General features: G+C 46.5%; 23 protein-coding genes. 12 read left to right on the top strand and 11 right to left on the bottom strand.

Going from position 1 to position 26,117, the window contains the following annotated elements:
- The first annotated feature begins 8 nt into the window (after positions 1-8).
- Positions 9-1,202 carry a multidrug effflux MFS transporter gene (locus R7F67_RS22165; protein WP_005382927.1) on the top strand — a complete coding sequence of 398 codons (1,194 nt, stop codon included), beginning with the start codon at positions 9-11 and terminating at the stop codon, positions 1,200-1,202.
- Positions 1,203-1,293: 91 nt separating this feature from the next.
- Complete coding sequence (locus R7F67_RS22160; RefSeq protein ID WP_005378786.1) at positions 1,294-1,575, top strand: hypothetical protein; 282 nt, start codon at positions 1,294-1,296, stop codon at positions 1,573-1,575.
- 31 nt (positions 1,576-1,606) lie between these two features.
- On the opposite strand, the gene R7F67_RS22155 is transcribed toward R7F67_RS22160, so the two are convergent.
- From R7F67_RS22155 to R7F67_RS22140, 4 genes are all read right to left on the bottom strand, one after another.
- A complete protein-coding gene (locus R7F67_RS22155) occupies positions 1,607-2,062 on the bottom strand; it encodes a DoxX family protein (protein WP_005378784.1) in 456 nt (151 codons plus the stop codon).
- Between the two features lie 10 nt (positions 2,063-2,072).
- Entirely contained in the window at positions 2,073-2,831 is a 759-nt protein-coding gene (locus R7F67_RS22150; protein ID WP_005378782.1) for a DNA-binding domain-containing protein, read from the bottom strand.
- Positions 2,828-3,700: a DUF692 domain-containing protein gene (locus tag R7F67_RS22145; protein ID WP_005378781.1), complete on the bottom strand. Its 873-nt coding sequence runs from the start codon at positions 3,698-3,700 to the stop codon at positions 2,828-2,830. The genes R7F67_RS22150 and R7F67_RS22145 overlap by 4 nt, the downstream gene beginning before the upstream one ends.
- Before the next feature lie 99 nt (positions 3,701-3,799).
- On the bottom strand, positions 3,800-4,060 hold the full coding sequence (locus R7F67_RS22140; protein ID WP_005378779.1) for a DUF2282 domain-containing protein: 261 nt from the start codon (positions 4,058-4,060) through the stop codon (positions 3,800-3,802).
- A gap of 281 nt (positions 4,061-4,341) precedes the next feature.
- On the opposite strand from R7F67_RS22140, the gene uvrD reads away from it, so the two are divergent.
- The gene (gene uvrD / locus R7F67_RS22135; RefSeq protein ID WP_005378778.1) at positions 4,342-6,516 is read left to right on the top strand and encodes a DNA helicase II; all 2,175 of its coding nucleotides are present in this window, start codon (positions 4,342-4,344) and stop codon (positions 6,514-6,516) included.
- 818 nt (positions 6,517-7,334) lie between these two features.
- On the opposite strand, the gene ggt is transcribed toward uvrD, so the two are convergent.
- The 4 genes from ggt to rarD form a co-directional block, all read right to left on the bottom strand.
- Positions 7,335-9,101 (bottom strand): gamma-glutamyltransferase, encoded by a 1,767-nt coding sequence (gene ggt, locus R7F67_RS22130; RefSeq protein ID WP_318057379.1) that lies wholly within the window; start codon positions 9,099-9,101, stop codon positions 7,335-7,337.
- Between the two features lie 111 nt (positions 9,102-9,212).
- Entirely contained in the window at positions 9,213-9,872 is a 660-nt protein-coding gene (locus R7F67_RS22125; RefSeq protein WP_258475690.1) for a LysE family translocator, read from the bottom strand.
- 91 nt (positions 9,873-9,963) lie between these two features.
- On the bottom strand, positions 9,964-10,761 hold the full coding sequence (locus R7F67_RS22120) for an AraC family transcriptional regulator (RefSeq protein ID WP_238855097.1): 798 nt from the start codon (positions 10,759-10,761) through the stop codon (positions 9,964-9,966).
- A 72-nt stretch (positions 10,762-10,833) separates the two neighbouring features.
- Positions 10,834-11,751: an EamA family transporter RarD gene (gene rarD, locus R7F67_RS22115; RefSeq protein WP_047102542.1), complete on the bottom strand. Its 918-nt coding sequence runs from the start codon at positions 11,749-11,751 to the stop codon at positions 10,834-10,836.
- A gap of 178 nt (positions 11,752-11,929) precedes the next feature.
- Between rarD and recQ the strand changes: the two genes are divergently transcribed.
- The 3 genes from recQ to R7F67_RS22100 all read left to right on the top strand — a co-directional run bounded on the left by recQ (position 11,930) and on the right by R7F67_RS22100 (position 14,989).
- Positions 11,930-13,765 carry an ATP-dependent DNA helicase RecQ gene (gene recQ / locus R7F67_RS22110; protein WP_005451195.1) on the top strand — a complete coding sequence of 612 codons (1,836 nt, stop codon included), beginning with the start codon at positions 11,930-11,932 and terminating at the stop codon, positions 13,763-13,765.
- A 9-nt stretch (positions 13,766-13,774) separates the two neighbouring features.
- Positions 13,775-14,080: a DUF3630 family protein gene (locus tag R7F67_RS22105; RefSeq protein WP_005378772.1), complete on the top strand. Its 306-nt coding sequence runs from the start codon at positions 13,775-13,777 to the stop codon at positions 14,078-14,080.
- A gap of 234 nt (positions 14,081-14,314) precedes the next feature.
- Positions 14,315-14,989 carry a 7-cyano-7-deazaguanine/7-aminomethyl-7-deazaguanine transporter gene (locus tag R7F67_RS22100; protein ID WP_005378770.1) on the top strand — a complete coding sequence of 225 codons (675 nt, stop codon included), beginning with the start codon at positions 14,315-14,317 and terminating at the stop codon, positions 14,987-14,989.
- 222 nt (positions 14,990-15,211) lie between these two features.
- On the opposite strand, the gene R7F67_RS22095 is transcribed toward R7F67_RS22100, so the two are convergent.
- The 3 genes from R7F67_RS22095 to rhlB all read right to left on the bottom strand — a co-directional run bounded on the left by R7F67_RS22095 (position 15,212) and on the right by rhlB (position 19,861).
- Entirely contained in the window at positions 15,212-16,855 is a 1,644-nt protein-coding gene (locus R7F67_RS22095) for a sugar nucleotide-binding protein (RefSeq protein WP_318057378.1), read from the bottom strand.
- A 172-nt stretch (positions 16,856-17,027) separates the two neighbouring features.
- Entirely contained in the window at positions 17,028-18,521 is a 1,494-nt protein-coding gene (gene gppA / locus R7F67_RS22090; protein WP_238855095.1) for a guanosine-5'-triphosphate,3'-diphosphate diphosphatase, read from the bottom strand.
- 20 nt (positions 18,522-18,541) lie between these two features.
- The gene (gene rhlB, locus R7F67_RS22085) at positions 18,542-19,861 is read right to left on the bottom strand and encodes an ATP-dependent RNA helicase RhlB (protein ID WP_005378764.1); all 1,320 of its coding nucleotides are present in this window, start codon (positions 19,859-19,861) and stop codon (positions 18,542-18,544) included.
- A gap of 111 nt (positions 19,862-19,972) precedes the next feature.
- On the opposite strand from rhlB, the gene trxA reads away from it, so the two are divergent.
- The 6 genes from trxA (at position 19,973) to fre (ending at position 25,793) form a co-directional block, all read left to right on the top strand.
- Positions 19,973-20,299, top strand: a complete 327-nt coding sequence (trxA, locus tag R7F67_RS22080; protein ID WP_004745500.1) for a thioredoxin TrxA — start codon at positions 19,973-19,975, stop codon at positions 20,297-20,299.
- Between the two features lie 196 nt (positions 20,300-20,495).
- A complete protein-coding gene (rho, locus tag R7F67_RS22075; protein WP_005378757.1) occupies positions 20,496-21,755 on the top strand; it encodes a transcription termination factor Rho in 1,260 nt (419 codons plus the stop codon).
- 106 nt (positions 21,756-21,861) lie between these two features.
- On the top strand, positions 21,862-22,854 hold the full coding sequence (locus tag R7F67_RS22070; protein ID WP_017821790.1) for a hypothetical protein: 993 nt from the start codon (positions 21,862-21,864) through the stop codon (positions 22,852-22,854).
- 91 nt (positions 22,855-22,945) lie between these two features.
- Positions 22,946-24,799: a 4-hydroxy-3-polyprenylbenzoate decarboxylase gene (ubiD, locus tag R7F67_RS22065; protein WP_054577388.1), complete on the top strand. Its 1,854-nt coding sequence runs from the start codon at positions 22,946-22,948 to the stop codon at positions 24,797-24,799.
- Positions 24,796-25,065, top strand: a complete 270-nt coding sequence (locus R7F67_RS22060; RefSeq protein WP_009696789.1) for a 2Fe-2S iron-sulfur cluster-binding protein — start codon at positions 24,796-24,798, stop codon at positions 25,063-25,065. The genes ubiD and R7F67_RS22060 overlap by 4 nt, the downstream gene beginning before the upstream one ends.
- Before the next feature lie 14 nt (positions 25,066-25,079).
- Complete coding sequence (fre, locus tag R7F67_RS22055) at positions 25,080-25,793, top strand: NAD(P)H-flavin reductase (protein WP_005382872.1); 714 nt, start codon at positions 25,080-25,082, stop codon at positions 25,791-25,793.
- Positions 25,794-26,117: the final 324 nt, after the last annotated feature.

Here is a 26,117-nt window from a genome sequence, read left to right as displayed (position 1 = left end):
AGTGTTGTGTGTCTAGCCAGTTTTCTAATAGTAAAAAACAGATGGCGTTATTGACCCTTTTGGTTCTTTTCAGTCCTTTAGCGATTGATATTTATCTACCTGCTTTACCTCTTATTGCTTCCACTTTTCAGGTCGATAATGCGCTAGCACAAGACACGATCACTTGGTTCTTATTTGCTATGGGTGTTGGTCAGCTATTCGCAGGTCCCCTAGCAGATAAACTCGGACGTCGAACTGTTGCATTGGGCGGTATCACCATTTACGCGATGAGCGCTTTATTGGCGTGGAGTGCTCAAAATATTGAGTGGATGTTGGTTTCCCGACTGCTACAAGGCTTAGGTGCGTGTGCGACATCGGTAGCAGCCTTTGCAACAGTTCGCGATATCTTTGGCCCGGAAAAAAGCGGCAAAATGATCAGCTACCTTAACGGTGCGATTTGTTTCATTCCGGCTTTAGCTCCAATTCTAGGTAGCTGGTTAACTCAGCAATTTGACTGGCGTGCTAACTTTAGCTTTATGGCGGGTTTTGCTGTGGTGTCTGGATCATTGATGTTTTTCATGATGAAAGAGACTAACCCGTCAACAGAAAAGCAAGCCGTGTTTAAGCTTAGTCGGTATTGGGCAGTGCTTAGCACACCATCTTTTGTTTTCCATGCGTCATTATGCTTGATGGCGATGGCGGTTATTCTTGCTTACGTTACCTCAGCACCGTCGGTATTGATGACGGGGATGGGGCTGTCGATGAATGAATTCACTTTCTGGTTTGGTGTAAATGCGGTGATAAACATTGCGGCATGTATGCTGGCGCCTAAGTTTATGGAGCGCGTTGGAACTCACAACACCTTGGTCACCGGGATATCAACTCTGGGTCTCGCAGGTGTGATCATGCTAGTGATGAATGGTCAGAATACCGCGCTTTCTTTCATGTTACCTATCTTTATGTCTTCTGTAGGTTTTGCATTCATTCTGGGTGCAGCGGCAGGGAAAGCGTTAGAACCGTTTGGTGATAAGGCGGGCACGGCAGCTGCACTGCTTGGATTGTTCCAAATGAGTGGCTCTGGTTTGTTGGTGGGTACACTGCAACGCTTATCTCTGGATCCACAAACCTTGATCGCAATTCATATGTGGGTCCTATTACCTGCGTTGGTCGTTCTGTTTACAAAAGCAGGGAAGAACTGGCACTCGAGCTTTGCGAAAGCGTAAATCAGTGTAATTTAGTATTTTCCAATGTAAGTAAGGCGTGTATATTTGTCACTCAGACTTTTCCTGACACCATAACGGAACTCAAAAAGTAATGTCGTTAACCACGTATGAAATGGCTCGTATTCTAGAGCAAATGGAAGATTCACCAGAAAAGGTGATGTTTGGCAAGTTGCTTAATGAGCTGGGTAATCAAAGCTCCGAGCGTATTCGTAGTGCGGCGAAACAAGTACCTCTGCCAATTTTGCGTGATATCGTGTACCAATTTCAGCAAGTGATTGAGTCACGCAAAGATGAACAAGTCGAGCAGATGGCAAAAGACCTCGCTCAGCAAGGTATCTCAGCAGAAGAGCTACTGGCTTACTTGAATAAATAATAAAAAATCCCCGCATGATGCGGGGATTTTTTTAGCTCGTCATTTTCTTTTTCAGGATGTGGTCCAAAGACAGCGGTCCTGGCCCCCATACGATTACGATAAGAATCATCAATCCCCAAAGTTGGTGGTCATAAAAACCTTTCTCCCACAACAGTGGGTAAGAGATCACTGCGATGATGTTGAACACAAACAGCATTGCTGCCATCGGGCGGGTAATCAATCCCAGTGCCAAGAACACCGGTAGAACCAACTCCGCAGCCGTACCTAAATAAGCCGCCAATTCCCATGGCAAGATTGGCACTTGGTATTCCAGCTCAAATAAGTACAGCGTGCTATCCCAAGACGAGATTTTGATTAGTCCTGAATTGAAGAACACCCAGGCTACCCACAAGCGACAAAAGAGAAGTAGTAAAGGGACAAAGCCAGCTTGTAGGGTACTGATTAAATCGTCGTACCGATTCACTAAGTTTTTAACCGTATCCGTCATAGAGTGCTCCTTAGATTGATTGCAATGTAAAGCCGTCAACAATATCGAGTGCCATGATGCGATTTAGATGAGCGAGTAAAACTTCAGGTATTTCGCTCAAACTCTGCTTCTGCTCTAAACATTGCAGCAGTTGGAACACATCGGCATCGAGTGCGTGACACAAGGCTTCTCCATTGGCTTGAATCGAGATGACACCTTGCTGTAATTGGTTGATATTAAGTTGTTCGAATTGCCCAGTTTGAATCGCACTAAATAGATCGAATACTGCGTAATTGGAGTCAAAGCTGCGGCAGCCCTTTTTAAGGTGTAAGACTAAAGCGGGTTGTTGCTCTTCACTCACTTCGCCAAGTAACGCAAGCGGTTTTAATTCCGCTGCATTGGATTGCTCATACTGTGCTTGACGAGCTAGGTCGATATGCCACTCGAAGCGTGCGACTTCAGGGCTGTAAGGTGCTTGTGCGATCACCTGACTAAACTGCATGATGGTGTCTTGAAAGCCTTCGCCATAATGCACCACATTTCCTTCTTTTAATGGGTAAGAAAGAACATGCTGGCGAGCTATCTGTTCAAAGCATTCTTCACCAAGCAGCGCTTCAACCATCGGGTAGGTCGCGGACAACACTTCGCTTAAGCTGACGATAAAGTTATTGCGGTAAATTTGTATGCGTTCATCAGCGGTAAACTCATCACTGGCAATATCGCAGTCTTCACCGAGCGCTTGATAGTGCAGGGCTTTAGCAAACTGGCTTTGTAAGGTGGCTAGATTCATGATGCCTTCCTTGGTTCGCTTTGTTCACTTGGAAGTGTGCCTTGCAACAGCAGTTGCGATGCTTTCTGCGCTTCTCCTAATAAGACTTCTGGCGCGGGGATATCCAAATCCCATTCAATCAACGTATGACGTGGACCGTGTTTTTTTGTCCACTGCGCGAACAGTTGCCAAACTTCATCACTAACTGGGCGGCTATGGGTATCAATCCATATCTCACCTTTGTCGAGTTGTTTGATGGTAAAACCTGCCAAGTGAATCTCATCCACTTTGTCGGCTGGAATCGCATCTAGGTATGTGTCGCAATCAAAACCGTGGTTGAACGCCGAAACATAAACATTGTTTAGATCGAGCAATAAACGACAGTCAGTGCGCTTTTGCACTTCGGTAAGAAACTCCCATTCGCTGATGGTCGAATGTTGAAACTTCACATAACTAGATGGGTTCTCTATCAAGATCTCGCGTTGCAAATATTCCTGCACTTCATTCACGTTACGAGTGAACACGTTGAGCGCTTCTTCCGTATACGGAAGTGGAAGCAGGTCATTAAAGTAGTGACCGCCGTTTTCACTCCAACTTAAATGGTCAGAAACAAGAATTGGGTCGATTGAGTCAATCAGTGATTTAAGTTGCGCAAGATGCTTTTGACTAACACGTTCCACCGAACCTAGCGACAAACCAATACCGTGGCAGCTAATTTGATATTGCTCGCGAAGCGTTTGTAGCTGATGGCGCTCTGTTGCATTGGGTTGGAAATAGTTTTCACTGTGGATTTCTAACCAAGACAACTCAGGCTGGGATTGGCTAAAGTAATCGAGGTGAGGGGTTCTTAATCCAACTCCAACAAGGTCGTGGAAGGTGTGGTGTTTCACGTGAAACTCCTTTTCAAATCGTGCGGGAAGAGAAGGATGCGTCTTGGCTTTGCGTTGGTTGAGCGTCAACGCATCCTCACAATAGCTAGCGATAAAAGATTATGAAGAAGAAGTGCTACCGCCAGCGAGTTTGTCACAAAGACCTTTTGGTACGACTACGAATGCGTCTTTTTGGTTATCTTCTTTAGAAGTACCAGCGCATGAGCTGCTTTTTGTTGCACAGTCGTTTTTACCTGCTTTAGAAACGCCATAGCACTTTTCTTTTTCAGCAGCGACAGCTGGAGCTGCAGTTAGCATTGTGCCACCAAGAGCTAGAAGACCAGTAACAGCAGCAGTAACAGCTAGATTCGACTTTTTCATAATAAATTCCTCTGAATGATTTCCTTTACTTTAAGTTGGCAAGATGAATCGCCTGTTTTGGCGTTTTTGTTATCAACTTGCTTAACTTAAAAGATAGGAAACTGGCTAAAAAACTTTCAGAAAAATTTCTGAAGTAAATGGGTTTGTAGGGTCAAATAGATATAACTAATTGATGTATTGGGCAAAAAAACATCGATTTTTTTATCAAGTTTTGTCTAAACAGCACCCGGTTGTTTAGGTTATAATCGGTTTTTATGTATAAATAACCAGTAGCTCTCATCATGATGGATCCATCTCTATTACTCGACGGTTTGAACGATAAACAACGTGAAGCCGTTGCAGCACCTCTAGAAAACTTGCTCGTTCTTGCTGGCGCAGGAAGTGGTAAGACACGCGTTCTTGTTCACCGTATCGCTTGGCTGATGTCGGTCGAGCAAGCTTCTCCGTTTTCAATCATGTCGGTAACCTTTACCAATAAGGCGGCGGCAGAGATGCGTGGACGTATCGAAGAGCTAATGATGGGCAGTGCAGGCGGTATGTGGAATGGTACTTTCCACGGCATTTGTCACCGTATTCTGCGAGCACACTATCTTGATGCGAAGCTACCGGAAGATTTCCAAATCATTGACAGTGACGACCAGCAGCGTCTGCTAAAGCGTTTGATCAAAGCGCAAAACCTCGATGAGAAGCAATGGCCTGCACGCCAAGTGGCATGGTGGATTAACGGTAAGAAAGACGAAGGTCTGCGTCCGTCGCACATTGATGCGTACCATGATCCAGTAACCAAGACATATCTGCAGTTGTACACCGCTTACCAAGAAGCGTGTGATCGTGCTGGTTTAGTCGATTTTGCGGAAATCTTGCTGCGCGCACATGAGCTACTGCGTGATAACAAGTTCGTCCGTGAACACTACCAAGCACGCTTTAAGCATATCTTGGTGGACGAGTTCCAAGATACCAACAACATTCAATATGCTTGGCTACGTATGATGGCGGGTCCTGAGTGTCACGTGATGATCGTAGGTGATGACGACCAGTCGATTTATGGTTGGCGTGGTGCAAAAGTCGAGAATATTGAGAAGTTTACGCTCGAATTCCCAAGCGTAAATACCATTCGTCTTGAGCAAAACTACCGTTCAACCAAGACCATTCTGGAAGCATCTAACACCCTGATTGCGAATAACACCGAGCGTATGGGTAAAGAGTTGTGGACGGATGGCGTGGTCGGTGAGCCTATCTCGGTTTACAGCGCTTACAACGAATTAGATGAAGCCCGTTTTGCGGTGAACAAAATCAAAGAGTGGCAAGACAAGGGCGGTGCTCTGAATGACGCTGCGATGCTTTACCGTAACAACGCCCAGTCGCGTGTTCTGGAAGAAGCGTTAATTCAAGCCGGTCTGCCTTACCGTATCTACGGCGGCATGCGATTCTTCGAACGTCAGGAAATCAAAGATGCCTTGAGCTACATGCGTCTGATTGCCAACCGTAACGATGATGCGGCGTTTGAACGTGTGGTGAATACGCCAACGCGTGGTTTGGGCGATAAGACGCTTGAAACCATCCGCTTTGCGGCTCGTGATCGTGGTTGCACCATGTGGGAAGCGAGTGTGGCAATGTTGGACGAGAAGGTGCTTGCTGGTCGCGCTGCTGGTGCTCTGAGCCGTTTTATCGAGCTTGTCACCGCGCTAGAAGACGACACCTTAGAGATGCCGCTGCATCACCAAACTGACCATGTGATTAAATACTCGGGCTTGTTCGCTATGTACGAGCAAGAGAAGGGCGAAAAGTCTAAGGCACGTATTGAGAACTTGGAGGAATTGGTGACCGCAACTCGCCAATTCGAGAAACCAGAAGAAGCCGAAGACATGTCACTGCTGACGGCATTCCTAACCCACGCAGCACTAGAAGCGGGCGAAGGACAAGCGGACGAATTTGAAGATGCGGTTCAGCTCATGACATTACACAGTGCGAAAGGTCTAGAGTTTCCATTGGTGTTTATGGTCGGTGTGGAAGAAGGCATGTTCCCAAGCCAAATGTCGGCAGAAGAAGCAGGGCGCTTAGAAGAAGAACGCCGTCTGTGTTACGTGGGCATGACCCGTGCGATGCAGAAACTGTACATCACTTATGCTGAAATGCGTCGTTTGTACGGTCAGGATAAATACCATAAACCGTCTCGCTTTATCCGTGAACTGCCAGAAACTTGTTTAGATGAAGTACGAATGAAGGCGCAAGTTAGCCGTCCTTCAAGCAGTGGTCGATTTAGCCAAACTGTTGTGAAAGAGAGCTTTAATGAAACCGGCTTTACGCTAGGTTCTCGTGTGATGCATCCAAAGTTTGGTGAAGGCACCATCATCAACTTCGAAGGCAGTGGTCCACAAAGCCGTGTACAGATTGCCTTTAACGGTGAAGGCATCAAATGGTTGGTAACTGCTTACGCACGACTAGAGAAGCTGTAAGGCTTCAACAAAACCATCAACTTAAGAGCTGCTTCGGCGGCTCTTTTTGTTTGTGCAGTTTTGGTGTCGCTAACGCAGTAAAAAATGGAATGATAAATGGAGTACAAAAGCGCGACTTAACGATGCCGTTTGAAGTGAAAGGTGGGCGTTGTGGGTGAATGCCTGTTTTCAGCAGATCTACTGAGAAAAACTTTAGGCAAAGAAAAACCCCGAGGGCTTGCGCCCATCGGGGTTATAGTCTTACTCGCAGCAATCCAGCTACTAAGAGTGCTCCATGCATCTAATCCATGATAGTGTGCTGAATCCGTCAGCTTAATCCTTACGTCGCCTTCCTAGCGGTGTCCTTAATGACCTTATCCTGGTCTGCTAACTATCCTCGTTAGCTCTCATCACTTGTTCCCTGAGCGGTGTCCCTGACATCATCCTGATGTTCAAATCCTTGCCTCGTCCAGAGGTGTCCATTTCCCGTCCTTAGTAGCAACCATCCTAGTCACTATTGATTCCGTTCAATGTCCAATTTTGCAATCCATGCCCGACTATTCATCCTGAATAACCGTTTCTTCTTCCTGAAGTTCACCAAGTCCGTGGTGTTTCCTGTTCCGTGTCAGCATCCTTCCGACAGGTTTAATATTACGTGTTTAACGATTTCCAACAACGGGCTAATCTCACATTTTTTAACTCTCTTAGCGTTCAAAAAAGATACATGAGTATTAAATTCAATGGCTTATGCTCTTTTCTGTACGGTTTTACCATTAAAAAAGAGAGGTTTGCTCAACCCTTTGTGAGAGATCTCGCACAAGGGGTCGAGCGAAAGACTCTTACTGCCCGATAGCGGCACCTTCACGTCTTGGATCCGCAGCGCCTTCAAGACCGTCTTTTGTTATTCGTATCGCATGCAGACCAGAGTTCAAATCCCGAACATCGGTTTTAAAGCCCATCTTCTCCAGAGCAGGCTGTAAGCCCTCTGCGGCGGTACCTTGCTCAATATCTAAGGTGCCAAAACGGTTCAGCAATCGTGGCTGATTAATCGCGCTTTGGATGTCCATATCCCATTGCGTGTGGGCGATAATGGCTTGTGCGACGTAACCAATAATGCGGCTGCCACCCGGTGAGCCAATTGCCATGTAAGGCTTGTCATCCTTCATCATAATGGTTGGTGCCATAGATGAACGTGGGCGTTTGCCCGGTTCTAATCGGTTTGCGATTGGCACACCATCTTGATGCGTGCGGAAAGAGAAATCGGTCAGTTCGTTGTTGAGCAAGAAGCCACGCACCATCAAGCGTGAGCCAAAAGCATTTTCAATGGTTGTTGTCATTGAAACTACATTGCCTTGCTTATCGACGATATTGAAATGGCTGGTGGAAGGCAGCTCGATCGATTGGTCCATGCTTAAGTTCATCGCGTGCGACCAAGGAGGATTGCCGGCGTCAACCTTACTCAAGGCTTTACCGACTTGGATAAGCTCAGCACGTTGTTTGAGATAATCTTTATCAAGCAAGCCTTCGGTTGGCATTGGCACATAATCTTGGTCAGCCATGTATTTACCGCGATCCGCGAACGCAAGACGAGATGCATCGGCGATCACTTGCCATGATTTTGCGCTTTCGGCTCCCCATCCTTTCAGATCGTATTGTTCGGTGATCGCAAGAATCTGTCCAACCGTCAATGCGCCAGAGCTTGGTGGTCCCATACCGCAGATGTCATAGCTTTGGTAAGCCGCACAAACCGGTTCACGTTGCTTGATTTGGAACGCGTCAAAGTCAGGTTGTGCCAATACGCCAGGATTGCCCGGTGCATTCTGTACTGTCTTGATGATGTCTGTGGCGATATCGCCTTGATAAAAAGCTTTTGCCCCTTGCTCTGCAATTGCCGTCAGAGTTTGCGCGTATTCAGGGTTCTTCAACAATGTGCCTTCGGCTTTTGGTGAGCCATCTGGATTAAAGAAGTAAGCTTTAGTCGCAGGGAAGCGTGATAGGCGCTTGGCATCTTTTTCAATCAGGCTCGCGAGGCGAGGACTCACTTCGAAACCTTGCTCAGCCAAGGTAATTACAGGTTGGATGATTTTCTTCCATTCTAACTTGCCGTATTTCTGGTGCGTGTCCCACAGTAGTTTCACTGTGCCAGGAGTGGCGACGGAACGCCCACCGACAACCGCATCGTAAAATTGCAGTGGTTGTCCTTTGTCATCTAGGAAGAGTTTCGGCGTCGCGGCGAGCGGTGCGGTTTCGCGTCCATCATATGTAGTCAGTTTTTGTTTCTCACTGTCCCAATACACTAAGAAGGCGCCACCACCAATGCCTGAAGATTGCGGTTCTACCAAGCCCAGCATCAGTTGTACGGCAACCATGGCATCAATAGCATTACCACCTTGAGCAAGAACGTCTGCCCCAGCTTGGGTGGCTAGTGGGTTGGCTGCGGTGACCATATAATCTTTGGCTTTGACCAATTGCTTTTGCTCGAAGCCAGTACTGTGCTCCGGTGCAACCGCATCTGCTGCTTGGTTAGCAAAGGCTGAGGTAGATAAGACGAGTGGGGAAGTAAGAAAAAGACCCGTGGTCACGAGTCGGTTGAACGTCCAATGCATGATGACTCTCCATGTTGCCAGTTTTGTGCTTTCAGCTTGGCAGTCATGAAGAGTCACGTCGAGTCAGCAATCTTAGAAATGTCGATTGTGCTACGCTTTTAAATCAGTACTTTATCCGATAAAAGTGCTGATGGTTTGGTACAAAATACTGCCGCCCACGAGAGTAAATACCACGCCACACAGACCGTCGATATAGATGCCTGCTTGTTGCAATTTACGTTGTAAGCGCTGTGTCGACAGCATCCATGCAAGGCTAGAGAACCAGAATAGCGACAAGCCAAACAGGATGATCAAAGCAATACCTTTGCCAGTGATCGACATACCTGCAGGGACTAAGCTCGACATCAAACTGATAAAGAACACCAAGGCTTTCGGGTTAAGGATGTTGGTCGCAAATCCTTTCGCAAATGCCTGACGCTTATTGCTGATCACAAAGTTGTTTGGCTTCTTAGGTTGATCCGCCTGTGGGTTTTTGATCATCGAGATCACTGCGCGCAATGCACCAATACCTAAATAGAGCAGGTAACTACCACCAAGCAGTTGCACCACCGAGTACAACACTGGGTGCTGGTGGACGACAAAACTCACACCTGTCAGGCTGAACAAAGAGTGCAGCAAAATACCGACAGACAATCCCAACGCAATGTACAAGCCCGTTTGACGACCATGACGCGTCGCGTTTTGTACGACCAGCGCAAAGTCGGGACCTGGACTCATTAGGGCAATAAAGTGAATGCTGGCGAGTGTCAGCAATATGGTGGATTCATTCATAACACATCTCAAATTTAACCAATGCGGCTATTGTCGTGGTAAGTCACCTGTGGCGCTTGTAAAAAACTGACAGCTTTCTCGGTAAATGAAATTAACGAGCCACTTGAGAAGGGGAAACGCCGTAGGTCTGTTTAAACGCTTTGCTGAAATGCGCTTGATCGTAGAAACCGATTTGATGAGCGACGTCGGTACCACATTGACCAGCTTGCAGTAACTTCATGCCTTGTTCAAGGCGCAGGCGTGCGAACCATGCATAAGGCGTCATGCCAGTTTGCGCTTTAAAGTGGCGCTGGAACTGAGTTGGGCTCAGTTGGCACAGCTCTGAAAGTGAATCCAAACGCACTGCTTGGTCAAGGTTCGCCATTAGATAATCTTTTAACGTCCCAAGCGATTGGTTTCCTAGCGGCACGACTTTTTGTCGCTCAAGCGATCCGTAGCGTTCAAAAAGCTGGTTAAATCCTTCAAAAGGAAGGCAATCTTTGGTGAGTTGGCTGAGGTTTTCACGACGAAGTAGTCCGTGTAAGTTACTAAGTTGTGAAAATATCTGTGGATCCGAGATGATCAGTTCGTTGAAGTGTATTATTTGACCGTTTTTCTTAAGATCGGCTAGATCGCTCAATAGGTGAGGTTCGATCGCAAACACATTCACTTCGTAGCCACTTTCGAGCTTAGATTGCCCGTCGTGCAGCTCATCCGGCGGCATAATCACAATTTGCCCGTGACCAACTTGGTGGCTGTTACCTTGGTATTGGAACTTCTGCGCACCATGCGTGATCAGGCCGAGATGAAAATCCAGATGGTAATGCCTTTGAAAAGCAAATTTCTGGTATTTCGCCTCTATTAGACTCAAGTTGTCATGGTCGGTTGCGTAGTACTGAATATGTTCCATTAAACAAAAAAAGCTTGGTCACATTATGACCAAGCTTATCTGGCAATTTCTAACTTGTCTTGTAAAAAACGATCACTGTGGCTGAACGATTCGGCGTGAGCGACGGTTATTACGTAATCCATCAAAGCTAAACACGACTAGTGCTCCCCAAATAAAGACGAAAGTGATCGCTTTATCCATGGTAAAGGGTTCGCCATACATCAATACTGCAAGTAAAAACATTAAGCTTGGGCCTATATATTGGAAAAAGCCCAAAGTCGATAATTTGAGTCTTGTTGCTGCACCCGTAAAGCACAGCAGTGGCAGGGTTGTTATAACCCCAGCTGCGATCAACAAACTATTTAACGTAAGTGGATTCGTAAACATATTTGAGGTTGGTGTATCGGCAATAAAAAGCAAATAAACAGCGGCCACCGGCAGCAGAAGTAATGTCTCGATAAACAAGCCAGTTTTTGCATCGACACTGACTTTCTTTCTTAATAAGCCATAAAAGCCGAAGCTCATTGCTAACGCCATCGCAACAACAGGTACGGAGCCAAATACAATCAGTTGAACGAGTACGCCACAACCTGCCAATACAACCGCGAACCACTGTAATTTACGCAGTCTCTCTCCCAAAAATACCATCCCAAGTAAGACGTTGATCAGTGGGTTAATGTAATAACCTAAGCTGGCGTCGAGCATATGATTCGAGTTTACCGCCCAAATGAAAATCAACCAATTGCCGCCAATTAGCATGGAACTTGCGATCAGGTAAGCGATTTTCGTTTTGTCTTTCGCGATGTGGTAAGCCGAGCGCCAGTGACGGCCAAAATGGAGGAGTGCAGCAAGCAAAAAGAAAGACCATATCACTCGGTGGCTTAGAATTTCCAAAGGAGATACTTGTGCGATGGACTTAAAGTACATCGGCGCAATGCCCCACATGGTATACGCACCAATCGCTAGCAAGATACCTTGCCGCGCGCGTTGTTGTTCGTCTTCTGGTGTCATGAAGTGTCACCTAATTGTGTGTTTTATAGAGCAGAAAATCAGTATACGAGTCGTGATGCGAAACACCTAACAATTTGCGGTTTTATTCACCATGAAACCCCATTACAATGTGCCCTCACTTTGTGTGCCAGTGGTATGCATAAGCACCTCTTTTTTAAGACCCAATCTGAGACTTTTCATGACCTCGACCTTGTTAGCCGAACAATCTGATTCGCCTGTAACGCCTCAACGTGTGTTGGAGGATGTGTTTGGTTACCAAGAGTTCCGTGATGGTCAGCAGTTGGTGATTGATGCTGCGGTAGAAGGTCGCGACAGCTTAGTTATCCTGCCTACTGGTGGCGGTAAGTCGCTGTGTTATCAAATCCCTGCTTTGGTTCGCTCTGGTATTACTTTGGTGATTTCTCCGCTTATCTCGCTGATGAAAGACCAAGTGGACCAGCTTAAAGCCAACGGTGTAGCGGCTGAATGCATTAACTCGACCATGCCTCGTGAAGAGCTGCTCAGCGTGTATAACCGCATGCACACTGGTCATCTTAAGTTGGTGTACGTCTCGCCAGAACGCGTATTAATGCGTGACTTCATTGAACGTTTGGAAAACCTGCCGTTATCGATGATTGCCGTTGATGAAGCGCACTGTATTTCCCAGTGGGGACACGACTTCCGTCCAGAATATGCCGCGCTTGGTCAACTTAAGCAGCAGTTTTCCCATGTGCCATTTATGGCGCTGACGGCGACCGCAGATGACGCAACGCGCCGAGATATTCTTGAACGTCTGCAACTGAATAATCCAGAGGTTTACCTAGGCAGCTTCGACCGTCCTAACATTCGCTACAACTTAGTTGAGAAGCACAAGCCGGTTTCGCAAATCGTTCGTTATCTTGAAACCCAAAAGGGGAATTGCGGCATCATCTATTGTGGTAGCCGGAAGAAAGTTGAGATGGTGACCGAGAAGCTGTGCAACAACCACATTCGTGCTGCTGGTTATCACGCAGGTATGGATGCTGATGAGCGCGCTTACGTTCAAGAAGCTTTCCAACGTGATGACATCCAAATTGTAGTGGCTACCGTCGCATTCGGTATGGGTATCAACAAACCAAACGTGCGCTTTGTGGTTCACTTTGATATCCCGCGTAATATCGAGTCCTACTATCAGGAAACCGGTCGTGCAGGGCGTGATGGTTTGCCTGCGGAAGCGATGATGTTGTATGACCCAGCGGACATCAGTTGGCTGCGCCGTATGTTGGATGAGAAAGACGATGGTCCACAGAAGCAGGTGGAAACCCACAAACTGAATGCGATGAGTGCCTTTGCTGAGGCGCAGACTTGTCGTCGTCAGGTACTATTGAATTACTTTGGTGAGTATCGTGAGAAGCCATGTGGCAACTGCGATATTTGCTTAGATCCACCGAAACACTTTGATGCCACGGAAGAAGCGCGTAAGGCGTTGTCTTGTGTGTACCGTGTTAATCAGAGCTTTGGTATGGGCTACGTGGTAGAAGTGCTACGTGGCATGCAAAACATTCGTGTACGTGAAAATGGGCACGATAAGATTTCTACTTACGCGATAGGGCGCGATCATAGCCACGATTACTGGGTGAGTATTTTCCGTCAGTTAATCCACAAAGGGCTGCTGTTCCAAAACATCACTCGTAACTCAACGTTGCAACTTACCGAAGAGGCGCGTCCGTTGTTGCGTGGCGATGTGACTCTGGAGTTAGCGGTTCCACGTTTAGACACCGCAGCACGTGCGGCGAAGTCAGATAAACTGACCAGCAAGAACTACGACAAAAAGCTGTTTGCTAAGTTACGCAAGTTGCGTAAGTCGATTGCTGATGAAGATGGTTTGCCACCATACGTGGTCTTCAGTGACGCGACTCTGATTGATATGGCGGAAATTCTGCCAACGTCTTACGGCGAAATGCTGGCAGTGAGCGGTGTTGGTCAACGCAAACTAGAGAAGTACGCCGATCCATTCCTTGATTTGATTCAAGAACACATTACTCACCACGGATAAGGAACCAAGATGCAAAAGGAATTTGGCTTAGCGGACTACATGGCACAAGAAGGGCGCTTAATCATTACTGCGCCGAGCTTTGACCTTGATAGTTTTCCTGCCTTAGGTGAGCGTTTAGTCGGCTTGCTTTCCGCTACTGTGGTGGAAAAGCAATGGGATGCGGACATTCACTCTTGGCTGATCGACTTTGAAGGTTGCCGACTGTTTATGAAAGCAGAGCATTACAGCGAAGCGATTTGGTTTGAAGCGTTAGCGATTGAAGAGAGCAGGGAAGAGTTGGATTATCTTGCAGGATTGTTCCAGCGCGGTTTCTAAAAATAGAATTTTTCTTGAAAGGGTGTTTCACATGAAACACCCTTTTTTATGCTTAAACGTTTGCGTCAAACAGACGACTTGCGGCGAAAAGTGGTTAATGTATAATCGCCCACCGCTTCGCTCAGAATGAGCCAAGCCAGTTTATTTTTCATTTTACATTGTTGGTAAGAGCCACTTTATTCAGTGACTCGATTTGGGTTCCCTCACCCCCAAACCAAACTAAAAAGGTATCGCATGAGTAACTTTACCCCTGCGCAGCAGCGCAACGCCCTTATCTATCTGGTTCTATTCCACCTAGTCATTATTGCATCTAGCAATTACCTAGTTCAGCTACCGTTTACTATTTTCGGTTTCCATACCACTTGGGGCGCATTCACTTTCCCATTTATATTCCTAGCGACTGACTTAACTGTGCGTATTTTCGGTGCTCAGTTGGCGCGTAAGATCATCTTCTTAGTGATGTTGCCTGCTTTGGCAGTGTCTTACTTCTTATCGGTGGTGTTCTTCGAAGGTCAATTCCAAGGTTTTGGTCACCTAGGGGAATTTAACTTATTCGTTGCTCGTATCGCGATTGCTAGCTTCATGGCGTACCTACTTGGTCAGATCATGGATGTGCACGTGTTCAACCGCCTACGTCAAATGAAGCAATGGTGGGTGGCACCAACGTGTTCAACGCTTTTCGGTAATGCACTTGATACCATCGCTTTCTTCGCCATTGCGTTCTATCAAAGCCCAGATCCATTTATGGCAGAGCATTGGACGGAAATCGCGCTGGTGGATTACGGCTTCAAACTAATTATCAGTCTTGGTTTGTTCGTTCCGATGTACGGCGTATTACTGAATTACCTAATTAAGAAGCTGACTGCGGTGAACCCTGACTTTAAGGTGACGACAAGCGTTCAGTCTTAATATCAGTGGGAACCCCGAAAGCCGCTTGCTTAAATCAAGCGGCTTTTTTGTACCTGCTTACTGGGATTTAGAGGGTTTTGTACAGCGTGGGGAGCAATTAGATCATGGGTGTCCAAAAGCTCCCTGAGCTGTACGAAGGTAAAAATGAGCAGTAAAAAAGGTCCCGAGTGAGACCTTTTAATCGAAGGTACGGCACGTAGAGGAAGCTCGCTGGTGAAATGGCTAACAGAGCATCTTCTCAATCAAAATGGCTTTTTGCGCATCGAAGGCGCCAAGTTGCAGGCCGTTATCCCAGCTGATGCTTTGATTGAACATCGCCAACATCAAACCGACACTGCGTTGATTGGCGTCCTGCCAGCAATCAGACTCGCTGTACTCTCCATCATTTATCGCGTTGCCATTAAAGAGAATGGGCTCGAAACGCCATTTTTCTCCGACACGGTAGTAGCCTTTGCTGGTTAAGGTCTGGTTGGATTGAATCGTTAGATTGTGCTCGATGCCCGGTTCACCTGTTAGTTCAAATACAAACCTTAGCTGGTGGTCGTCACATTGCAGCTCAACGATCAGTTGGCCGTTTTCCTCAACCAGTGTTGATTGAGAGTAGTCTCCGAAGCAATGCAGCAACCAAGAAATAGGGTGGCTAGCTGTCTCAAGAAACCACTCTTTGAGCGTGAAGGTGCCTGGTAGATTAACTTGGGTGACTAGATTGACCACACAAGGTTGGGTTTGCGAGGCGAGCCACTTCTCTATCGTCTTGGCGGTCTCTAGCTGAGCAAAGGCGTAATTAACCAATAGGTTGGCGTTCGGTTGCTGCCAGTGAGTGATGTCGGAATTCAATCCCACCAATGGCTTTTCACAAATCAGCTTGGTTGAACCTAACGTCTTTATGATCTCTGCATGAGTATGCGCAGGTGTCGCGATGGTCACGACATCGAGTTGTTTGAGTGCACTGATGTTCGTTTCTGCCTTTAGGATTGCTTCCTCACTGCACGCTTGCTGAAGCGGTTCTATTTGGTTGGCGCATAACGTTGTGACCGATACACCATTGTTTCGATAGTGGGGAATGTGCGTGCGTCCCCAGTTGATGCCTATGATGCCAGCTTGTTTGATTTGCTCTGGCTTGTTGAAACGTTCACCCAATGGCGGCAAGGCAATTCGTTCATCTGTTAGACGTTGGTCATGGTGATAATCATTGCTTGGCAGCACTTGCCATGGCTTGTTGTAATGCTGCTTGAGTGCACAAACGAGTTCGTAGAAATTCCACTTATCCTTTAAGTTGCTATCAAGATGGTATAAACCGGCTTCGTTCCGCTCAATAAGCTGCAAAAAGGCGAGTGCAGTATCGTCCATATGAGAAGTCGCGGGATACCAAGCTGTGCTAGCGGTAATAACGCCGTACTCTTCATATTGGCGGTCGAGATGCGCCAACATGTTATTGCCTTCTGCTTGGTGATGGAGCTGCCAACCAATTCGAGCAACCATCGCATCTGGATTTGCTTGCCAGATTGCATCTTCACAACGAACTTTGTATTTGCCGTAATCATCTTGGGTGTTTCTTTCTTCAAAGATGCCATAAGGCCCGTTTTTTGTGGCATCAAATACCATTGCTGTGCTGACAAAGAGGTAAGGAATATTATGGCGTTTGCATTGCTCACCAAGCCACGCTGCCCACTCTTCACTTCCCATCGCCATATGGCACACCGCATTGATGTGGTGTTGCTGCCAAAATTGTTCACTTTGCTGTAGATCATCCGGCGGGATTTGGTGGTGATTCCACTCCAATATGTTCCAGCCGCGTAGGTGAAACTGATGAGCGACTTTTGGGGCGAGGGTGCCAGTTAAGCCAGTCATTAAAACGGTTTTCATGATGGTGCATCTTGGTTGGCGAAATTGTGTTTATCAATAAAGCATGGCTGTTTTTCGATGTAGAGCGGAGAAGCTGAGATTTTTGCTGGGCAGCACGTTTTGTAGGGGAAGTAGAAGCAAAAAAGCCCAAGCGAACGCCTGGGCTTTAGTATTGTAAGGCAGTGATATTCGCTTATTTTGCTACGATATTTAATGGCCAGCCGATGTCTGTCTGACGGTTGGATTCAATTTCCAACTCAGCCGCAGTCAGTGGGTTTTTCTCTAGCCATTGCGCATCAATGTGTAACGTTAGATTGTCGCCTTCAACCGTTAGAGTCACATTTGGCTCTAGATCAGGATTGCGACGATGGCTGAGCAGAACCGCAAGACGCAACAATCTCAATACTCGTTTTGCACTCGAGCCTGATAATGCATGCTGCTCAGGTAAAGAAGTGAGTTGTTCGCGATAGCGACGAGCCACTTCACCAATAAAGAACTTCTGCGCGCGCGTGTAACCAGGCAGATCCAAATTCTGCAGCAAGTAAGCACTATGCTCTCCGCCTTTTTTGAAATCGATAGTTAAGCCAATTTCATGCAGTTTTGCGGCGGTCTCGAGTAATATCTTGCCCTGAGGCTCTGTAATCCACTCATCGCCCCCAGCTTGCTGTAAAAGCGTGTGTGCCAGACTAGCGACTTGTTCACCGTATTGGTGATCGAGCTGATAACGATTTTGTACGCTAGCGATAGTGCGGGCACGAATGTCTTCTTGACGAAGCTCTTCAACCATCTCATACACTAAGCCTTCGCGTAGTGCGCCGCCAGCCAGTGTCATAGCATCGATTTCAAGCAATTCAAAAACGGCAATCAAAATAGAGAGGCCACTAGGGAACACTAATGCACGCTCAAGTGTTAAGCCTTCAATATCGAGCTCTTCTAAATGGTCGGCCAACATGGCTTGCTTCTGTAGACGCTTGAGTTTGGAGTGAGTGATTACTTCGTCCATGCCTTGCGCCAGCATTATCTCTTGCAATGCCTGAACAGTGCCTGATGCACCAACACACACATCCCAACCAATTTCTGTATAACGTTCTAAAATCGGCTGGATGGTCTGTTTCGCTCCTTCAATTGCCGCGTCAAAGTTACGAGCATTCAATTGGCGATCTTTAAAGAAGTTTTCAAGCCAAGTCACGCAGCCCATTTTTAAGCTGGTCAGTGCTTTGGCTTCGAAACCTTCCCCGATAATCAGTTCGGTACTTGCTCCACCGATATCGACTACAAGGCGACGACCACTACCGCCAGAGGTGTGAGCGACACCTTTATAGATAGTGGCAGCTTCTTCTTCACCAGCAATCACTTCGATAGGCTGGCCTAGAATTTGGTTAGCCTTTTCTAAAAACACATCTACATTGGTCGCGGTACGTAATGTTGCAGTACCGACGATGCGAATGTTTTGTTTAGGAATGTCCTGCAAGCGTTCCGCAAATAGACTTAAGCAGTCCCATCCTCGCTGCATAGCTTCCATACTAAGAGAATTATGTTCATCTAAGCCCGCTGCTAGACGAACTTTGCGCTTAATTTTAGCCATTGTTTGAACGCTGCCATCGATGTGACGCACAACGAGCATGTGAAAACTGTTCGACCCGAGGTCGATGGCGGCATATAGCGGTGATGATCCTGCTTGACTCATAAAACGAACTCAGTTTCCTATTACGATTGTTTTGGGGCCGATTGACGCGGTTGGCGTGGACGACGTCCCTGCGGCTTACGGTTACCAGAACCAGAACGGGTACCGCCAGTATTCGTGCGGCGCTGTTGGTTGCGTGGTGCACGCATACGAATCGGAGCCGGTAGATCTTGAATCAGTGCCGACGAATCGTACTCTGAAACTGGGATTGTGTGCTCAATGTATTCTTCGATTGCTGGTAGGTTAACCGCGTACTCTTCACAAGCAAAACTGATCGAATGACCGCTCGCACCAGCGCGGCCAGTACGGCCAATACGGTGAACATAATCTTCACAGTCGTCAGGAAGGTCGTAGTTGAAAACGTGCGTTACCTGAGGAATATGCAGGCCACGCGCTGCAACGTCAGTTGCAACTAAGATGTCGACATCACCTTTGGTGAATTGCTCAAGAATCTTCTCACGCTTCTTCTGCGGTACATCGCCAGTAAGAAGGCCTACACGGTGTCCATCGGCAGCCAAATGACCCCAAACCGATTCACACTTATGCTTGGTATTGGCAAAAATGATAGCGCGATCTGGCCACTCTTCTTCAATTAGTGTTTGAAGCAGCGCCATTTTGTCTTCATTAGAAGGATAGAAAAGCTCTTCCTGAATGCGGTGGCCAGTTTTTTGTTCTGGTTCGACAACGACATGCTCAGGAGTATTCATGTGTTCGAATGCCAGTTCTTGAACGCGGTAAGAGAGCGTAGCTGAGAACAGCATGTTCAAACGCTCTTTTGGCTCAGGCATACGACGGAACAAGAAGCGAATGTCTTTAATAAAGCCAAGATCGAACATGCGGTCGGCTTCGTCCAGAACAACAGCTTGAATGTTGTTGAGGTTAAATACGCGCTGTTTGTAGAAATCGATGATACGGCCTGTTGTTCCGATCAGAATATCTACGCCGTCTTGCAGTTTCGCAAGTTGCTTGTCGTAGCTTTCACCACCGTAAGCTAGAGCGGTTTTTAGACCTGTGCTTTCAGTTAATGATTCTGCATCATTGTAAATCTGAATAGCGAGCTCACGTGTTGGCGCCATAATAATTGCGCGTGGCTGTGTAGGCTTACGACCTTCATGTTCCGGAGTCGTCAGAAGGTGGTTGAACGTAGCAGTAAGAAACGCGAGCGTTTTACCAGTACCCGTTTGGGCCTGGCCTGCGATGTCTTGGCCGGTGAGCAGGACCGGCAACGCCAAGGCTTGGATAGGGGTACAAAATTCGAACCCTTTTTTGTCCAATCCTTCAATAACTTGGGGCTTTAAGCCCAAATCGGCGAACTTTTGCTCTGTGATATGCGTCTTTTTCATGGCTATAGAATATCAGCTAAAGCTTGCAATACGAAAGTAAATACATTCCAATAGGGCATCTAATTACTGGTTATCATCCAACCAGTTTCGAAAAACACATTGGAGTGGAAGATGAGTGATAAGATTTTGCAGCTAACTGATGACGGTTTTGAAAACGATGTAATCAACGCTGCAGGCCCGGTTCTAGTGGATTTTTGGGCAGAATGGTGTGGTCCTTGTAAAATGATCGCTCCTATTTTGGACGAAATCGCAGACGAGTACGAAGGCAAACTCACTATCGGTAAACTAAACATCGACCATAACGCAGGTACACCACCTAAGTTTGGTATTCGCGGCATTCCAACGCTATTACTATTTAAAGATGGTAACGTAGCGGCAACGAAAGTAGGTGCTCTGTCTAAAACTCAACTGAAAGAGTTCCTAGACGCAAACTTATAATCACCAAGTGATTACAGATAAAACCGTGCAAAGTTACAATGCACGGTTTTGTTTTTCTAACTCTGGACTAGAATACTAATTAGTGCTAACTTATCGCGCGTTAATTGAACAAATTTCTCTTCTTGGTCGATCCTGAGACCAAATCCATCTTAACTAGAAAACAGATCTTATTTTGACTAAACAAGAATCCACCACCATGAACCTTACCGAACTGAAGAACAGACCTGTGTCTGACCTTGTAAAACTGGGCGAAAGCTTAGGATTAGAGAACCTAGCTCGCTTAAGAAAACAAGACATCATCTTCGCGATTTTAAAAGCGCACGCGAAAGGCGGCGAAGACATCTTTGGCGATGGGGTTCTGGAAATTCTGCAAGACGGCTTTGGTTTCCTACGCAGTGCAGATAGTTCATACCTTGCGGGTCCGGACGATATCTACGTATCACCAAGTCAGATTCGTCGCTTTAACCTACGTACTGGTGACTCTATCGCTGGTAAAATTCGTCCACCAAAAGACGGTGAACGTTATTTTGCCCTTCTAAAAGTCAATACCGTTAACGACGATAAACCAGACAACGCCCGTAACAAGATCCTATTTGAAAACCTTACCCCTCTACATGCGAATGAGCGCATGGTGATGGAGCGTGGTAACGGTTCAACAGAAGACATTACAGCACGTGTTTTAGACTTGGCATCGCCAATCGGTAAAGGTCAACGTGGTCTGATTGTTGCTCCGCCTAAAGCGGGTAAAACAATGCTTCTGCAAAACATCGCGCAAAGCATCGCGTACAACCACCCAGAGTGTGAGTTGATGGTTCTTCTTATCGACGAACGTCCAGAAGAAGTAACTGAGATGCAGCGCCTAGTTAAAGGTGAAGTGGTTGCGTCGACTTTCGATGAGCCAGCATCTCGTCACGTACAAGTAGCGGAAATGGTAATCGAGAAGGCAAAACGTCTTGTTGAACATAAGAAAGACGTGGTTATCTTGCTTGACTCTATCACTCGCCTAGCTCGTGCTTACAACACCGTAGTGCCTTCATCAGGTAAAGTACTAACAGGTGGTGTGGATGCAAACGCATTACATCGTCCTAAGCGTTTCTTCGGTGCTGCACGTAACGTAGAAGAAGGCGGCAGCCTAACTATCATCGCAACGGCACTAGTAGATACTGGTTCTAAAATGGATGAAGTTATCTACGAAGAGTTCAAGGGTACAGGTAACATGGAACTGCACTTGAACCGTAAGATTGCTGAGAAGCGTGTATTCCCTGCGATTGACTTCAACCGCTCAGGTACACGTCGTGAAGAGCTACTGACGAAGACTGACGAACTACAGAAGATGTGGATTCTGCGTAAGATCGTTCACCCAATGGGCGAAATCGACGCAATGGAATTCCTAATCGATAAGCTAGCGATGACGAAGACCAACGATGAGTTCTTCGATGCGATGCGTCGTCAATAGTCTCAGATAAGTTATTCTGCGAAAAGCCACCGTATATCGGTGGCTTTTTTATTGCTTTCTCCCGATAGAAGTATCAGAATGAAGGAAATGTTATCGGGAGGTTAACATGCAACAAGGAATGTTGTCGTCATTACTCCTGAGCTTGTCACTTATCACTCTACCTGCGACATTATCTGCCAAGGAAATGCATGAGTCTGTAGTAGAGCAGTGGCTTCAGGATACTCAAATACAGGCTAAAGTCTCTGAACTGCTTGATTACGCTGTCAGAGATGAAGTCGACTCGCTTAAATTTGCCCTTGATAGACTTGCTTTGCCTCAACAAGAGGTGGTGCGCTTTCAATTATTGGAAAAGCTTGAAAAGCAAGATGTGATTCTCACGCCTCGAATGGCTCTGTTTGTTGAGTCCCAGATCCGTATGACCCCGACTTATCAAGTGTTAGAGCGAGGTGATGGGTATGAATTTAGTGTACCCGCTTTTAACTTTCCCGTTATTGCGAGTCGCTTGATTAAGCGTTGGAAACAAGACCAAAGTACCTTGGACTTTGTCTTACAAGCTGAACGAAGAGAGCTTAACTTAAAGCAATGGCTTACAGGGCCATCTCAACAAGCTCAAGCACGTGAAGCGCTTTTGATTCGAGAGTTAGACAGCTTATCACCCAATGCACTTGCTGCATTAACGGCCCAGTTAACCAAAGCAAATGTGACTAGTTGGTTACCATCGACGGCCGTGATAGTCAGGTTGGCACAAGTTAGTCAGGATGAGGAAGTGTACAACTTACTCTGGCGGATGAAAGCTGATTACAACAGCCAGTCCGAACTTGAGCGTTTAGCTGCGGTTGGAGACGTTTTTTCCATTCAGCAATTGATGAATGCCACAGTTAACCCATCACTCAAGCCAGAAGCTATTAGTCTACTTACAAAATCTAATCCTCTATCTCCGCAAGTAAAGCAGTTTCTAGTTAGAAAAATGGCGTTATCAGAAGAAGCAACCATGGTTGCTCGAGAGCTTGCTCAACAAGGGCATCAAACCTGGTTGGAAGAGTTAGTATCTTCGAACCATCAGATAAAGACTCGGCAGATTGAACAAGTATTAAAGTAATCTTGCTCACATACCCACACAAAATAGGAGGATCTTAGAGTCCTCCTATTTGTTATACTGCGGACAGTTTAATCAGCCAGCATGAAGGCCTATGAGTTTTAAGGATTTACGCGAATTTATCGACCACCTAGAACAGAAAGGTCGACTTAAACGCATCACTCACCCTGTCGATCCCGCTTATGAAATGACAGAAATCAGCGACCGCACCTTGCGTGCTGGTGGACCTGCGCTGTTGTTTGAGAACCCAATCGGCTACGACGTACCTGTTTTGACTAACCTGTTTGGTACACCAGAGCGTGTCGCAATCGGTATGGGACGTGAAGATGTTAAAGAATTAAGAGAAGTCGGTAAGCTGCTGGCTTATTTAAAAGAACCTGAGCCACCAAAAGGCTTCAAAGACGCTTTAGAAAAACTGCCTGTGTTCAAACAAGTATTGAACATGCCGGCTAAGCGTTTACGTAAAGCACCATGCCAAGACATTGTTTGGCAAGGTGATGAAGTCGACTTGGATAAAATTCCGGTAATGAGCTGCTGGGCAGAAGATGTAGCGCCGCTGCTTACTTGGGGCTTAACCGTAACCAAAGGTCCAAGTAAGAAACGTCAGAACCTAGGCATTTACCGTCAGCAGAAAATTGCCAAGAACAAAATCATCATGCGTTGGTTAGCCCATCGTGGTGGTGCGCTTGATCTGCGCGATTGGATGGAAACCAACCCTGGTAAACCTTTCCCAGTTTCGGTCGCGTTTGGTGCAGACCCAGCAACCATTCTTGGTGCAGTAACACCAGTGCCAGATACGCTATCGGAATACGCATTTGCAGGTTTGCTACGTGGAAGCAAAACGGAAGTCGTGAAGTCAGTCAGCAACGATTTGGAAGTGCCAGCGAGCGCGGAAATCGTGATGGAAGGCTATATCGACCCGAACGAGTTTGCTGATGAAGGTCCTTACGGTGACCACACTGGCTACTATAACGAAAAAGAAAAGCACCACGTATTTACTATTACGCACATTACTATGCGTAAAGACCCTATTTATCACAGCACCTACACAGGTCGTCCGCCAGATGAACCAGCTGTATTGGGTGTGGCATTAAACGAAGTGTTTGTGCCTATTCTGCAAAAGCAATTCCCAGAGATTGAAGACTTCTATCTTCCGCCAGAAGGTTGTTCGTACCGAATGGCCGTCGTCACCATGAAGAAGCAGTACCCAGGACATGCCAAGCGCGTAATGATGGGCGTGTGGTCTTTCTTACGTCAATTTATGTATACCAAGTTTGTTATTGTGTGCGATGAATCGGTAAACGCACGAGATTGGAATGATGTCGTGAAAGCCATGTCAGAGCATATGGATCCTGTACGTGATACCTTGATGATAGATAACACGCCAATCGACTCGCTCGACTTTGCTTCACCAGTGGTTGGGCTTGGCTCCAAAATGGGCTTGGATGCGACCATTAAATGGGATGCCGAGCTGGCGACGCGAACCGAGGTCACTGAGCGAGACAGCAAAGCGATTACCGAAGCAGAACTGAATGAGTTGAAACAGCAACGCCCTGAGATTGTTGACGTCTATCTTCCAGTTACAGCAAACAACCAATTTGCTGTCGTGACTATGAAGAAAGACCAAGCTGGTCAATCCCAAGAATTGATGGAACATCTATGGGGCTTCTTTGCTCAGTACACGGATAACAAATTCATCATTTTGTGCGACGATGACGTTAATGCACGAGATTGGAATGACATCATTTGGGCGGTGACAACTCGAATGGACCCAGATAGAGACACGATTCAAGTGCTTGGTAAGACTGAGAGTTCATCCCAATTAGGACTGGATGCGACCAACAAGTTCGAATCTGAAGTCACGCGCGAGTGGGGTACGCCTATCAAAAAAGATCCTAAACTTGTGGCTAAAGTCGATGAGATTTGGGACCAGTTAGGTATTCTATGAGTCATCAAGTCCACCTTCTACCAATGGACGTTACATTCCAAGTAAAAGAAGGGGAGACGGTGTTGGAAGCTGCGCTCAACAACAATATTCGCTTCCCACACCGTTGCCAAGTTGGCGCTTGCGCCATGTGCATGTGTAAAAAGCTAACGGGCGAGGTGAGCTATCACCTCGAACCTATGCTAACCGAAAAAGAGCAACAGCAAGGTTGGATATTCCCTTGCCAAGCCTATACAGAAAGTAATTTAGTGCTTACTTTTGACGAGTAAGCGAGAGGAACACCATGACCATCCAATGTAAAGTAAAGTCTATTCAGCCGTTAGCTTGTAATACTTACCAAATCCTTCTTCATCCAGAATCACCAGTGCCTTTTAAAGCGGGTCAGTACCTAATGGTGGTGATGGGTGAAAAAGACAAACGTCCTTTCTCTATCGCAAGCAGCCCTTGTCGTCATGAAGGTGAACTTGAACTGCACATCGGTGCGGCGGAACACAACGCTTATGCACAAGAAGTTGTCGAAGCAATGCAAGCGGCGCTTGAAACTGATGGTCAGATTGAAATTGATGCGCCACATGGCGATGCTTGGGTTCAAGAAGAAAGCGAACGCCCATTATTATTAATTGCTGGTGGTACAGGCTTCAGTTACGTTCGCTCGATTCTGGATCACTGCGTAGCGCAGAATAAAACCAATCCTATCTATTTATATTGGGGGGCGCGCGATAACTGCCAGCTTTATGCTAAAGACGAACTGGTCGAGATTGCCGACAAGTTTGCCAATGTTCACTTTGTGCCAGTAGTAGAAGAAGCTCCTGCAGACTGGCAAGGTAAAGTTGGTAACGTGCTACAAGCTGTAGCTGAAGATTTCGAAAGCTTAGAAAACTACGATATCTATATTGCAGGTCGTTTTGAAATGGCTGGCGCAGCACGTGAACAGTTCACTCAGAACAAGAAAGCGAAGAGCGAACGTATGTTCGCAGACGCGTACGCATTCATTTAAATACGGCTTTTAAGGCAGAAAAAGAGGGTTTTTTTACCCTCTTTTTTGCTTTTTTGATGAAATAGTCATCGAACAGTCATTTTTTTCCATTTTTTTTCAAAAAAAGGGTTGCGAACGGATCTGAGTTCCCTATAATGCGCATCCACCGACACGGCAGACGCGATAAGGCTTCAGCAGGGTCGGAGAGGTGAAAGCTTCTACGAAAAATAAAATTGAAAAAAGTGTTTGACACTCTCAATTATCTCGTTAGAATGCACCTCCGCTTTGAGAGAAAAACTTCTCGCAAAGCAAGCTCTTTAACAATATAGACCTATCAATCTGTGT

Source organism: Vibrio sp. YT-17 (genome assembly GCF_033337375.1).
Taxonomy (GTDB): domain Bacteria; phylum Pseudomonadota; class Gammaproteobacteria; order Enterobacterales; family Vibrionaceae; genus Vibrio; species Vibrio alginolyticus.
This window is presented reverse-complemented; position numbering and strand designations above follow the sequence as displayed.

Bases quoted from the DNA above. Each gene is read 5' to 3' on its own strand.
- R7F67_RS22125 (WP_258475690.1), bottom strand. From the start codon at position 9,872: ATGAATGAATCCACCATATTGCTGACACTCGCCAGCATTCACTTTATT.
- trxA (WP_004745500.1), top strand. From the start codon at position 19,973: ATGAGTGATAAGATTTTGCAGCTAACTGATGACGGTTTTGAAAACGAT.
- R7F67_RS22160 (WP_005378786.1), top strand. From the start codon at position 1,294: ATGTCGTTAACCACGTATGAAATGGCTCGTATTCTAGAGCAAATGGAA.
- rho (WP_005378757.1), top strand. From the start codon at position 20,496: ATGAACCTTACCGAACTGAAGAACAGACCTGTGTCTGACCTTGTAAAA.
- ggt (WP_318057379.1), bottom strand. From the start codon at position 9,101: ATGCATTGGACGTTCAACCGACTCGTGACCACGGGTCTTTTTCTTACT.
- R7F67_RS22150 (WP_005378782.1), bottom strand. From the start codon at position 2,831: ATGAATCTAGCCACCTTACAAAGCCAGTTTGCTAAAGCCCTGCACTAT.
- R7F67_RS22095 (WP_318057378.1), bottom strand. From the start codon at position 16,855: ATGAAAACCGTTTTAATGACTGGCTTAACTGGCACCCTCGCCCCAAAA.
- gppA (WP_238855095.1), bottom strand. From the start codon at position 18,521: ATGAGTCAAGCAGGATCATCACCGCTATATGCCGCCATCGACCTCGGG.
- R7F67_RS22100 (WP_005378770.1), top strand. From the start codon at position 14,315: ATGAGTAACTTTACCCCTGCGCAGCAGCGCAACGCCCTTATCTATCTG.
- rhlB (WP_005378764.1), bottom strand. From the start codon at position 19,861: ATGAAAAAGACGCATATCACAGAGCAAAAGTTCGCCGATTTGGGCTTA.
- rarD (WP_047102542.1), bottom strand. From the start codon at position 11,751: ATGACACCAGAAGACGAACAACAACGCGCGCGGCAAGGTATCTTGCTA.
- R7F67_RS22070 (WP_017821790.1), top strand. From the start codon at position 21,862: ATGCAACAAGGAATGTTGTCGTCATTACTCCTGAGCTTGTCACTTATC.
- R7F67_RS22105 (WP_005378772.1), top strand. From the start codon at position 13,775: ATGCAAAAGGAATTTGGCTTAGCGGACTACATGGCACAAGAAGGGCGC.
- fre (WP_005382872.1), top strand. From the start codon at position 25,080: ATGACCATCCAATGTAAAGTAAAGTCTATTCAGCCGTTAGCTTGTAAT.
- R7F67_RS22140 (WP_005378779.1), bottom strand. From the start codon at position 4,060: ATGAAAAAGTCGAATCTAGCTGTTACTGCTGCTGTTACTGGTCTTCTA.
- R7F67_RS22120 (WP_238855097.1), bottom strand. From the start codon at position 10,761: ATGGAACATATTCAGTACTACGCAACCGACCATGACAACTTGAGTCTA.
- recQ (WP_005451195.1), top strand. From the start codon at position 11,930: ATGACCTCGACCTTGTTAGCCGAACAATCTGATTCGCCTGTAACGCCT.
- ubiD (WP_054577388.1), top strand. From the start codon at position 22,946: ATGAGTTTTAAGGATTTACGCGAATTTATCGACCACCTAGAACAGAAA.
- uvrD (WP_005378778.1), top strand. From the start codon at position 4,342: ATGATGGATCCATCTCTATTACTCGACGGTTTGAACGATAAACAACGT.
- R7F67_RS22060 (WP_009696789.1), top strand. From the start codon at position 24,796: ATGAGTCATCAAGTCCACCTTCTACCAATGGACGTTACATTCCAAGTA.
- R7F67_RS22155 (WP_005378784.1), bottom strand. From the start codon at position 2,062: ATGACGGATACGGTTAAAAACTTAGTGAATCGGTACGACGATTTAATC.